Below are 10,984 nucleotides of genomic sequence, written 5' to 3'. Positions count from 1 at the left end.
GCCGCACCGCGGCCGGGTCGGCGCGCGGCGCGTCGGCCCGGTCGGCGGGGGACGCCGGGGCGGGTTCGGCGCCGGCCTGGTCCGGGGCGCCGGTGCTCCGCTCCGTCAAGCGATCGACTCCTCTCTGGCCATCGCCCGCAGCCGGGCCAGCGCGCGGTGCTGCGCGACCCGTACCGCCCCCGCGGACATGCCCAGCACGTTGCCGGTCTCCTCCGCCGACAGCCCGGCCACCACCCGCAGCAGCACGAGTTCCCGCTGGTGGTCGGGGAGGCGGGTGAGCAGGTCGCGGGCGCGCTGCGCCTCGATGTAGCGCACCACCGTCTCCTCCGGGCCGGGCCGGTCGTCGGGCCCGTCGGGGAGGTCCTCGGTGGGGACCGCCGCGCGCACCGCGCTGCGCAGCGCGTCGGCGATCTTGTGCGCGGCGATGCCGAAGACGAACGAGGCGAACGGGCGGCCCATGTCGCGGTAGCGCGGCAGCGCCGACAGCACCGCGATGCAGACCTCCTGGGCCACGTCGTCGGCGATGTGGTACTGCCCGGAGACGCGGCCGAGCCGGGCCCGGCAGTAGCGCACCACCATCGGCCGCACCTGCGCGATGAGCACCTCGATCGCGCCCGGGTCGCCCTGGACGGCCAGGGAGGTCAGTTCCCGCAGGTCGCCCTCCCGCTCACCGGCGGCGCGCAGCAGACGCAGCCGTCCGGCGTCGGGGGAAGGCGGTGGCGCGGGTCCCCCCGAGGGTTCGGTCACGCCCGCGGTACTGGTCCCGGCGAAGCATCCCTCGGTCACGTAGAGCATGATGCCCAGCGGGCCATGCCCTGTCTCCACTGTCCACGACAACGGAATGGTCACAGTGCGGGGACGAGTCCCCCATCGGCACGCAACGCGGTCATCCGGCTGCGCGCCGTGGCGGAGGTTCCACGCGTTCGCCGCCAGGGAGCGGGAAACAGCTCATCGAGCCGGGAACCTCGTGTTCGCCGCTTTTCCGCCACAAAAGCCCGGGACCCCCGCCCGGAGGCGGAGGTCCCGTTCTCGATCAAGCTGCCTGATCAGTGGCCGTGGCCGTGCCCGTGGCCGTGGCCGCCGGCGGCCGGCTCCTCCTCCTCGGGCTTCTCGACGACGAGAGCCTCGGTGGTGAGCAGCATGCCCGCGATCGACGCGGCGTTGGTGACGGCCGAGCGGGTCACCTTGACCGGGTCGATGACGCCCTGGGCGATCAGGTCGCCGTACTCGCCGGTGGCGGCGTTGTAGCCGTGGCCGGCGTCCAGCTCCTGGACCTTGGAGACGACGACGTAGCCCTCCTGGCCGGCGTTCTCGGAGATCCAGCGCAGCGGCTCGACCAGCGAGCGGCGGACCGCCTCGGCGCCGGTGGCCTCGTCGCCGGTCAGGCCGAGGGACTCGAAGCCCTCCCTGGCCACGTGCACCAGCGCGGAGCCGCCGCCGGAGACGATGCCCTCCTCGATGGCGGCGCGGGTCGCCGAGATGGCGTCCTCCAGGCGGTGCTTCTTCTCCTTGAGCTCCACCTCGGTGGCGGCGCCGACGCGCAGCACGCACACGCCGCCGGCGAGCTTGGCCAGGCGCTCCTGGAGCTTCTCGCGGTCCCAGTCGGAGTCGGAGTTCTCGATCTCGACCCTGATCTGGTTGACGCGGGCCTCGATGTCGGCCTGCTCACCGGCGCCGTCCACGATGGTGGTGGCGTCCTTGGTAACGGTGATGCGGCGGGCGCGGCCCAGGTCCTCCAGGCCGACCGAGTCCAGCTTCAGGCCGATGGCCTCGGAGATGACCTGGCCGCCGGTCAGGACGGCCATGTCGCCGAGCATCGCCTTGCGGCGGTCGCCGAAGCCGGGGGCCTTGACGGCCACCGACAGGAACGTGCCGCGGATCTTGTTGGCGACCAGCAGCGCCAGCGCCTCGCCCTCGACGTCCTCGGCGACGACCAGCAGCGGCTTCTTGGTCTGGGCGACCTTCTCCGCCAGCGGCAGGAACTCCTGCACGTTGGAGATCTTGCCCTCGTGGATGAGCACGTAGGCGTCCTCCAGGACGGCCTCCATGCGCTCGGGGTCGGTCACCATGTGCGGCGACAGGTAGCCCTTGTCGAACTGGAGGCCCTCGGTGAACTCCAGCTCCAGGCCCATGGTGTGGGCCTCCTCGACGGTGATGACACCGTCCTTGCCGACCTTGTCGAACGCCTCGGCGATCAGCTCGCCGATCTTGGCGTCCTGCGCCGAGATGGTCGCGACGCCCGCGATCTCGGACTTCTCGTTGACCTCGCGGGCCGACTTCAGCAGCTGGTCGGACACGTACTGGGCGGCGGCGTCCATGCCGCGCTTGAGCGACAGCGGCGAGGCGCCGGCGGCCACGTTGCGCAGGCCCTCGCGGACCAGCGCCTGGGCCAGCACGGTGGCGGTGGTGGTGCCGTCACCGGCGATGTCGTTGGTCTTGGTCGCCACCTCCTTGGCGAGCTGGGCCCCCAGGTTCTCGTAGGGGTCCTCCAGCTCCACCTCGCGGGCGATGGTGACGCCGTCGTTGGTGATGGTCGGCGCGCCGAACTTCTTGTCGATCACGACGTTGCGGCCGCGCGGGCCGATCGTGACCTTCACGGCGTCGGCGAGGGCGTTCACACCGCGCTCAAGGGCGCGGCGGGCGTCCTCTTCGAACTCCAGGATCTTCGCCACAGGGGTACTCCCTCTATCAAGCGATCCGCCCCGGACCCGCCCCTGTCAGCGGGCGAGGTCCGGGGCGGAGCGTCACGTCAGGTCCGTTACTTCTCGACGACCGCGAGCACGTCGCGGGCGGAGAGGACGAGGTACTCCTCGCCGTTGTACTTGACCTCGGTGCCGCCGTACTTGCTGTAGAGCACGACGTCGCCGACCTTCACGTCGAGCGGCACGCGCTCGCCCTTGTCGTCGACCCGGCCCGGGCCGACGGCCAGGACGGTGCCCTCCTGGGGCTTCTCCTTGGCGGTGTCCGGAATAACCAGACCCGACGCGGTGGTGGTCTCGGCCTCAAGCGGCTGGACGACGATGCGGTCCTCGAGCGGCTTGAGAACAACCTTGGTGGCGGTCGTCACGATCTGACCTCCCCTTCGATCGGTCTCGGCCGGCCGTTATTGGCCGGCCGGCACATTTGACAGAGAAGGCGACCCTGGACCGGCCTGTCGTCGCGGGTGCCAGACCGACCTTGTCGCTGTGTTGGCACTCTCGAAGGGAGAGTGCCAGTCATGGAGACTATTCCGTGGCCGTTAGCCCGTCAACACGAACACGGGCAACCCCGCCCGCGGTCTCATACCGGTCTCGACTCGCTAACGTCCAGCCTATGGACATCCAGGCGTTCCTCGGTCTGCTCACCCCCGCCGGCCAGGCGATCCTCGTCGAGGCGGCGGCCTCCGACGTGAGCGAGGACGCCCTGCTGGCCACCGCCACGCGGCTGCGCGAACGGCATCCGGCGGACCTGGTCAACGCCGCGCTGACCCAGGTGCGCCTGCGGGAACGGGCCCGCGCCAAGTTCGGCGACGAGGCCGCGCGCATGTACTTCACGCCCGCCGGGCTGGAGCAGTCCACGCGCGGCGAGGTCGCGGCGCACCGGGCGCGCCGCTTTGCCGAGTTTTTGGGAAAGGCGGCGGTGCTGGAGCTCGGCTGCGGCATCGGGGCCGACCTGACGGCGCGGGCGCGGGCCGGGCTGGGCGGGGAGGCCGTGGAGCTGGACCCGCTGACGGCCGAGGTGGCGCGGGCGAACGTGGCGGCGTTCTCCCTGGAGTCCCTGGTGACCGTGCGGCGCGACGACGCCACCACCCGGTACGCCGGCGGGATCCCGGCCGGGTTCGGGGCGGTGTTCGCCGACCCGGGGCGGCGGACGGCGCGGGGGCGGGTGTTCGACCCGCGTTCCTACGAGCCGCCGCTGGACACCGTGCTCGGCCTGGCCGAACGCGTCCCGGCCGCGTGCGTGAAGGTCGCGCCCGGCATCCCGTACGAGGCGCTGTGGGGGGACGCGGCGGCCGTGCGCGGGCCCGTGGAGGCCGAGTGGGTGTCGGTCGGCGGGGACGTGAAGGAGGCCGCGCTGTGGCTGGGCGGGCTGGCCGGGGACGTCGGGCGCCGCGCGACCCTGCTCTCCCCCGGGACCTCCCCCGGCGGCGCCGGGGACGCGCTGACGCTGACGCCCGAACCCGGGCTCGGCGACCCCCCGGTGCGGCCGTGGGGGCGGTTCCTGTACGAGCCCGACGGCGCGGTGATCCGGGCGCACCTGGTCGCCGAGGTCGCGGCGCGGGTCGGCGGCGGGCTGGCCGACCCGCACATCGCCTACGTCACCTCCGACTCGCTGCGGCTGACGCCGTTCGCGTCCGCCTACGAGATCGAGGACGTGCTGCCGTTCTCGGTGAAGCGGCTGCGGGCCGAGCTGCGCCGCCGCGAGGTCGGCGTGCTGACGGTGAAGAAGCGCGGCTCGGCGGTGGACGTGGACCGGCTCCGGCGGGACCTGGGATTCGGGGGCCGGGGGACGAAGGGGGCCGGGCGGGCGGGCCGGACGCTCACGCTGGTGCTGACCCGCGTGGGGCAGGACCCGGTCGCGCTGCTGGCGCGGCCGGTGACCGCCGTCTCCCCCTGAGCCCGCGCCGCCCCGGGCCCGCGCTGGGCCCGCGCCGAACGCGCCCGGAGCGGTCCCGGCCGCCGATCGAGCCCAAAGATCTCCCGTCCCCGCCCGGCCCCGGCCCGGCCGTCAAGCGCGGCCGGGCGGCGCGCCACGTCCGAGCAAATCTGATCGCTTTCCAGCATTGCGTTCGCCAATCGTTTGCGGAGGCGCGGCAAGGCCGGGCGGCGAAGGCGCGAAACAGCCCGTCCAGATCAACGGACGAAGAAAGACCAAGAGACGTTCAGGGGGCGGCGCCATCACCGCCGGAAGATGATCGTCAATCGCCCCGAATACCGTCGGGCATTGCCCGGCCGGCCACCGCGCGGAACGCCCCGCCCCCGGCGCCGATCACGCCGGCGCCCTCGTGCCGGCGCACGTGAACTGGTGGTGTCAGGCGAAATGTACGGCCCCGCGCCGCCTCCGGCCGCAGCACCGCCCGTCCGCCGGGCCCCGCACCGCCGGACCCGACACCGCCGCAATTGATCCGATCAGCCGCGAAACCGGGAAATCACCCCCACGGACCAACGCGCGCGACGACACCGACTTTAGGTATATCGAACGCATTCCACAGAACTCGTAATGTTCTCTGCTCCCACTTATAGCGGTCCCGCGAACGCACTACAGTGAGGTCTTCACGATTCAATGCCGCGCGCCATTTAGCCGTGTCGGCACACGAAGGAGCATCGGGTGGAAACGAATCACAACTTCCTGCAGACGGGGGGTCAACCGGTCTCGGATCGGATGCGGGAGTTGCTCGCCCGTGCGGCGCAGGACCACGTCTACGAACAGCGCTCACAGGGTCAGGTCCTGGACGAGATTCGCCAGCGACTGGAGGGTATGGAGTGGCTGCTTCGCGAGGTGCGCGAGCGTGAGCTCAGCGGCCTCACCGGACAGCTCGACAGCGTCCGAGGACAGGTCGACGACCTGTCCAGCAAGCCCCCGGAGTGGGCCGAAGGGCTCGCCGAGCACATCGAGGCGGTGGGCGAGAGGGTCAAGCCCGTCGCCGAGCTGCCGGCGCTGTGGGCGGACGTCGGCGTCATCGGCGAGCACGTCGACGAGGGACTGAACCGCATCCAAGCGGTGATCGACTCCGCACAGAACATCACCGACGTCACCCAGCAGGCGTCCAAGCGGATGGAGGAGATGACCAAGCGCCTGGACAAGCTCCAGGGCAGCATGGAGGCCGCCTCCGTCCGGTTCAACCGGCTGGACAAGTCCCTGGCGGAGCTGGGGCACCGCTCGGAACGGCTGGAACACTCGATCAACGGCGTCAGCACCCGGGTCGACCAGTCGCTCGGCGAGATGGCCGAACGGGTGGAACAGGGCCTGGAGGCGGTCAACGGCCGCGTCGAGGGCGTGGGCGGACGGCTGGACGGCCTGGACGGCAGGCTGGACGGGCTCGATGGCCGACTCGAGGGGCTGTCGGGCAAGCTGGACGGCCTGGACGGCCGGTTCGAGGGCATCGACGACCGGATCGACGGGGTCAACGACCGCATCGGCCAGCTCCCCGCCACGCTGGAGGTCAGCGAGCTGCACCGCAGGCTCACCGAGCTGACCAAGCGTCCGGTGGTGGACCACAGCCACCGGTTCGACGCGCTGGAGAAGCATCTGGCCGACGCCGTGAACCCGCTGATCGAGGAGCTGCGGGCCCGGCCGGACCGCGACGAGGTCAAGGCGACCATGTCCCAGATCGCCGAGACCGCCTACAGCGACGTGGCCAAGCGCATGGACGAGTTCTCCCGGCGCTTCGAGGACGTGCACGAGGACGTCCGCAAGCGCATCGAGGACATCCACGAGGAGGTCACCCGCAAGGTCGACGGCGCGCTGGAGGAGTTCACCACCCAGGTGGACATCGTCTCCCGCCGTGTCGAGTCGGTGCACGTGGACGTCACCAAGCAGGTCGAGTCGGTGCACAACGAGGTGTCCCGCCAGGTCACCGGCGTGCACGACGACGTGTCCAAGCGGATCGACGAGATCAACGGCAGCGTCACCCGGCACGTCGACAGCATCCAGGAGAACGTCTCCCGGCGGGTCACCGACCTCCAGGAGGACGTGTCCCGGCAGGTCCTGGGCACCCGCGAGGAGTTCGCCAAGCGCGTCGACGGCGTGCAGGACGAGGTGTCCCGCACGGCCGAGACGCTCCAGGTGGAGGTCGGCAAGCGTTTCGAGGGCGTGCAGGACGAGGTCGGCAAGAAGGTCGACCTGGTCCACGACGACGTCACCAAGCAGGTGACGGCGGTCCACGAGGACGTCCTGAAGCGGCTGTCCACGCTGGAGGAGACCATGCTCGCCCTGGCGGAGGCGCTGCTGCGCCCTCGCCGGGAGGGCAAGGACTAACCGGACGGGCCCCGAGCGCTGCGACGGTGGGGCGTCCTTGGTCGAACCCCCCAGGGACGCCTCACCCCAAGGCCCGGTCACGGCCCGGGTCGCGGCGGCAAGAGCACGTCGATGACATGCGTTTCGTTACGTTCCGTCTTTGCAAAATCACTCTCAATACCCGGCGGGATCCGTTTTGATGGACCCCGTGACGCACACCGCGCCCGTCCGTCCCGCCGGCGCCGCCCTGCCCGGCCCCGCGATGCGCTGGGTCACCGAATGCCTGGGCAGGGGCGCCGAGATCCGCATGGTGCGCCCGCTGCCCGGCGGCGCGCACGTCAACCACGCGCTGCTGGTGGAGACCCGTTCCGGCCACGCGCACCGGCTGGTGCTGCGCCGCTGGCGTCCCCGGGAGCGTCCGGCCGCCGAGTTCTCGCCGGAACGCGAGATCGCCGCGCTGGCGCTGCTGGCGGGCTGCGAGCTGCCCACCCCGTCGCTGGTCGCCGCCGACCCGGCGGGCGCCTACTGCGACGCGCCCGCCCTGCTGGTCACCCGGCTGAACGGGCACCGGCCCCGGCCCGCGCCCGACGAGCTGCCCGAGTACCTGATCCAGCTGGCCGCCGCGCTGACGCTGGTCCACGGGCTGCGCGGCGCCTCGTCGATGCCGCCCCACGTTCCCGCCAACCGGCTCGACGTGCGGCTCCCGCCGCGCCACGCGCTCCGTCCCCAGCTCTGGGAACGCGCCTTCGACGTCGCCGCCGGCCCCGCGCCGCACGCCCCGTCCCGGTTCCTGCACCGCGACTACGAGCCGGACAACACGCTGTGGACCTACGGGCGGCTCACCGGCGTCGTGGACTGGTCGGAGGCCGCCGGCGGGCCCGCCGCCGTGGACGTGGCGCGGATGCGCCTGGCGCTGCTGGCCCGGCACGGGCGGGCCGCCGCCGACCGGTTCCTCCAGGTGTTCGACCAGGTGTCGGGCGGGCACGCGCACGACCCGTACTGGGACGTGCGGTGCCTGCTGGACCTGCTGCCCGAGGAGGACGGCCGGGTGCTCGACCGGACGCTGGTGCCCTACTACGAGGACTACCTCGCCGGCCTGCTGGCCGAGCTCGGCGCGCCCGCTACAGGGTGATGGCCTCGATCGGGAGGCTGGAGTCGGCGGGCAGGTGCAGCTCCGACGGGGCCAGGCCCGACGTGACCAGTTCCGAGCCGAGGGCCGCGACCATCGCGCCGTTGTCGGTGCACAGCTTGGGACGCGGCACGCGCAGCCGCACGCCCGCCCGGTCGCAGCGTTCCCGCGCCAGCGCCCGCAGCCGCGAGTTCGCCGCGACGCCGCCGCCGATCAGCAGGTCCCGCACGCCGTTGTCCTTGCAGACCTTCAGCGCCTTGTGGGTGAGGACGTCCACCACGGCCTCCTGGAACGACGCGGCCACGTCGGCGACCGGCACCGGCTCCCCGGAGCGCTCCCGGGCCTCCACCCACCGCGCGACGGCGGTCTTCAGGCCGGAGAACGAGAAGTCGTAGGTGCCGTCGGCGTACTTGCCGCGCGGGAACGCGATGGCGCCCGGGTCGCCCTCGCGCGCGGCCCGGTCGATCAGCGGGCCGCCGGGGAAGCCCAGGTCCAGCACCCGGGCGACCTTGTCGAACGCCTCGCCCGCCGCGTCGTCCACGGTCGAGCCCAGCGACCGCACGTCGGTGGCGACGTCGGGGACCAGCAGGATCGACGAGTGCCCGCCCGACACCAGCAGCGCCACGCAGGGCTTGGGCAGCTTGCCGTGCTCCAGCTGGTCCACGCACACGTGCGCGGCCAGGTGGTTCACGCCGTACAGCGGCTTGCCCAGCGACAGCGCGTACGCCTTGGCCGCCGCGACGCCCACCATCAGCGCGCCGGGCAGGCCGGGCCCGGCGGTGACGGCGAACGCGTCGATGTCGGCGAAGGTCACCCCCGCCTCGGCCAGGGCGCGTTCCACGGTCGGGGTCATGGCCTCCAGGTGCGCGCGCGAGGCGACCTCGGGCACCACGCCGCCGAACCGGGCGTGCTGGTCGACGCTGGAGGCGACGGTGTCGGCCAGCAGCGTCGTCCCGCGGACGATCCCCACGCCGGTCTCGTCGCAGGAGGTCTCGATCCCCAGAACGAGGGGCTCGGAATCAACGATCATCATGTCTCCCTGGAGAACCCGACCGGCCCGGTCCGCGCCCTGCGGCGCATCACGACGGCGTCCACACCGGACGGCTGGTAGTAGCGCTTGCGCAGCCCGACGCGTTCGAAGCCGAACCGCTCGTAGAGGCGCCGCGCGGCGGGGTTGTCGGCGCGGACCTCAAGGAACACCTCGTCCGCGCCGCGTTTGGCCGCCTCGTCGAGCAGCGCGGTCAGCAGCGCCGCGCCGAGCCCCTTCCCGCGCTGGTCGGCCCGCACCCCGATGGTCTGCACGTCGCCCTGGTCGGCGGCCACGGCGAGCCCCGCGTACCCGACGATCCCGCCGTCCGCCTCGGCGACGACGTAGTGCCGGGTGCGCGGCTGGTCGGCCAGCTCCTCCCGCAGCATCTCCATCGACCAGGCGTCCTCGGGGAACAGCTCGCGTTCCAGGGCGTGGACGGCGGGCAGGTCCGCCTCGGTCATCGGCCGCAGCAGCACCCCCGGGCTCACGCCGGGGTCACCTTCTTGCGCGGACCGGGCTCCTTGGCGTCGGGACGGCGCAGGTAGAGCGGTTCGGGCGGCAGCAGCGCGGGGCCGGGACGGCCGGACAGCCGCGTCACGGCCAGCTCCGCCAGCGCCGCCGCCGACGGCAGCAGCGGGGCGGGCTGCACGGCGCGGTCGCCGAGGACCTCGGCGTACAGCTCGGCGCCCTCCCCGATCACCGGGACCCCCTCGGGCAGCCCGGCGGCGGGACCCACCATCGGTTCGCCGATCCGCTGCCCGTAGGAGCCGTACCGCGCCCAGTAGACCTCGCGCCGCCGCGCGTCGGTGGCCACCACGAACGGCGTCTCGCGCCGCGACTCCCAGGCGATCACGTCCAGCGTGCACACCCCGTGCACCGGGACCTTCAGCGCCTCCCCCATCGCCAGCGCGGTGACGATGCCGACCCGCAGGCCGGTGTAGGGGCCGGGGCCGACGCCCACGGCGATGGCGTTGAGGTCGCCCGGCGCGGCCCCCGCCTCGGCGAGCACGCCCGCGACGGACGGGGTCAGCAGCTCGGTGTGCCTCCGCCGGTCCACCGCCTCGGCCGCTCCGCGGCGACGCAGCCCCTCGCCGGGGTTCCATTCGTACAGCGCGACGGTGACCGCTGCGGTCGCGGTGTCAAAAGCCAAGACCAGCACGTTGCCTGAGTCTATGGCTTGCCCGCCGCTTCTCAGCCCTTGTTGAGGCTCTCCAGCACGGACTTGGCCGCGTCGGTCGCCCCGTTCATGGCCGCGTCGGCGGCCAGCGGGTCGCCGTCGTCGCCGCCCGAGTAGCGGACGGTGACCAGGACGTTGGACAGGCGGACGTTGGTGATGGCCTCGGCCGAGCCCTGCCCCTCGTCGACGCTGTAGACGGTGTAGCCCTCGTCGCCGACGCCGTCGAGGCGGGTCTTGTCGGTGACCTCCTGCCCGGCGAGCAGGCCCTTGCCGGACTCGTCGTCGGCGCGTTCCCGGGCGAACGTCGCGCGCGCGGCCTCGGTGGCGGTCTGCGTCCCGTCGGCGGCGACGGCGCGGATCTCGACGGTGAGCTGGCGCTTGCGCTTGCCCTCGTAGGCGCCCCAGACGCACTGGTTCTGGCGGTCGCTGCTCTGGTAGTTGTCGGCCTGGGTGCGCTGGGCGTCGGGGGCGAGCCGGTCGGCGAGGTCGGCCCGGACCATCTCGCAGGCGTCGGGGACGCCGCTGCGCTCGGTGGGCGCGCCCGCGGCGGTCTGCGTCGCGCCGCTGACGACCTGCCCGGTGTCGCCGTCGCGCACGCCCGAGCCGCTGAGGATCGCGAACGCGGCCAGCACGCAGACGACCGCCCCCGCGACCGCGCCCGTCAGGAGCAGGGCCAGGCGGCGGCCCGCGCGGCGCTCGCGCTCGACCCGGC

The 10,984-nt window shown here is 72.9% G+C and carries 10 protein-coding genes; 3 read left to right on the top strand and 7 right to left on the bottom strand.

Annotation, left to right across the window (positions count from 1 at the left end):
* Positions 1-105: 105 nt before the first annotated feature.
* From AKI01S_RS46410 to groES, 3 genes are all read right to left on the bottom strand, one after another.
* The gene (locus tag AKI01S_RS46410; RefSeq protein WP_376770282.1) at positions 106-795 is read right to left on the bottom strand and encodes a sigma-70 family RNA polymerase sigma factor; all 690 of its coding nucleotides are present in this window, start codon (positions 793-795) and stop codon (positions 106-108) included.
* Between the two features lie 251 nt (positions 796-1,046).
* A complete protein-coding gene (gene groL / locus AKI01S_RS46405; protein ID WP_067832870.1) occupies positions 1,047-2,672 on the bottom strand; it encodes a chaperonin GroEL in 1,626 nt (541 codons plus the stop codon).
* An 86-nt stretch (positions 2,673-2,758) separates the two neighbouring features.
* Positions 2,759-3,067, bottom strand: a complete 309-nt coding sequence (gene groES / locus AKI01S_RS46400) for a co-chaperone GroES (protein ID WP_067832867.1) — start codon at positions 3,065-3,067, stop codon at positions 2,759-2,761.
* 245 nt (positions 3,068-3,312) lie between these two features.
* On the opposite strand from groES, the gene AKI01S_RS46395 reads away from it, so the two are divergent.
* The 3 genes from AKI01S_RS46395 to AKI01S_RS46385 all read left to right on the top strand — a co-directional run bounded on the left by AKI01S_RS46395 (position 3,313) and on the right by AKI01S_RS46385 (position 8,068).
* Complete coding sequence (locus AKI01S_RS46395) at positions 3,313-4,596, top strand: THUMP-like domain-containing protein (protein ID WP_067832864.1); 1,284 nt, start codon at positions 3,313-3,315, stop codon at positions 4,594-4,596.
* Between the two features lie 861 nt (positions 4,597-5,457).
* Positions 5,458-6,957, top strand: coding sequence for a hypothetical protein (locus AKI01S_RS46390; protein ID WP_169814135.1), 1,500 nt, complete (start codon positions 5,458-5,460; stop codon positions 6,955-6,957).
* Positions 6,958-7,135: 178 nt separating this feature from the next.
* A complete protein-coding gene (locus tag AKI01S_RS46385; protein ID WP_067832858.1) occupies positions 7,136-8,068 on the top strand; it encodes a phosphotransferase family protein in 933 nt (310 codons plus the stop codon).
* On the opposite strand, the gene tsaD is transcribed toward AKI01S_RS46385, so the two are convergent.
* The 4 genes from tsaD to AKI01S_RS52305 form a co-directional block, all read right to left on the bottom strand.
* Entirely contained in the window at positions 8,058-9,098 is a 1,041-nt protein-coding gene (tsaD, locus tag AKI01S_RS46380; RefSeq protein WP_439951714.1) for a tRNA (adenosine(37)-N6)-threonylcarbamoyltransferase complex transferase subunit TsaD, read from the bottom strand. The genes AKI01S_RS46385 and tsaD overlap by 11 nt on opposite strands.
* Positions 9,095-9,583: a ribosomal protein S18-alanine N-acetyltransferase gene (gene rimI / locus AKI01S_RS46375; protein ID WP_281186216.1), complete on the bottom strand. Its 489-nt coding sequence runs from the start codon at positions 9,581-9,583 to the stop codon at positions 9,095-9,097. The genes tsaD and rimI overlap by 4 nt, the downstream gene beginning before the upstream one ends.
* Positions 9,580-10,254, bottom strand: coding sequence for a tRNA (adenosine(37)-N6)-threonylcarbamoyltransferase complex dimerization subunit type 1 TsaB (gene tsaB / locus AKI01S_RS46370; RefSeq protein ID WP_067832853.1), 675 nt, complete (start codon positions 10,252-10,254; stop codon positions 9,580-9,582). The genes rimI and tsaB overlap by 4 nt, the downstream gene beginning before the upstream one ends.
* A gap of 32 nt (positions 10,255-10,286) precedes the next feature.
* Positions 10,287-10,984 (bottom strand): hypothetical protein (locus tag AKI01S_RS52305; RefSeq protein WP_067832850.1); only part of this gene is annotated, 698 nt, incomplete at its 5' end.

This window comes from Actinomadura kijaniata NBRC 14229, assembly GCF_001552175.1.
GTDB lineage: Bacteria > Actinomycetota > Actinomycetes > Streptosporangiales > Streptosporangiaceae > Spirillospora > Spirillospora kijaniata.
The sequence above is the reverse complement of the archived record's forward strand: the minus strand, read 5'-3'. Positions and strand labels throughout refer to the sequence as shown.

Coding starts and splice junctions, on each gene's coding strand:
- AKI01S_RS46385 (WP_067832858.1), top strand. CDS start 7,136: ATGGACCCCGTGACGCACACCGCGCCCGTCCGTCCCGCCGGCGCCGCC.
- AKI01S_RS46395 (WP_067832864.1), top strand. CDS start 3,313: ATGGACATCCAGGCGTTCCTCGGTCTGCTCACCCCCGCCGGCCAGGCG.
- AKI01S_RS46410 (WP_376770282.1), bottom strand. CDS start 795: ATGCTCTACGTGACCGAGGGATGCTTCGCCGGGACCAGTACCGCGGGC.
- tsaD (WP_439951714.1), bottom strand. CDS start 9,098: ATGATGATCGTTGATTCCGAGCCCCTCGTTCTGGGGATCGAGACCTCC.
- AKI01S_RS46390 (WP_169814135.1), top strand. CDS start 5,458: ATGGAGTGGCTGCTTCGCGAGGTGCGCGAGCGTGAGCTCAGCGGCCTC.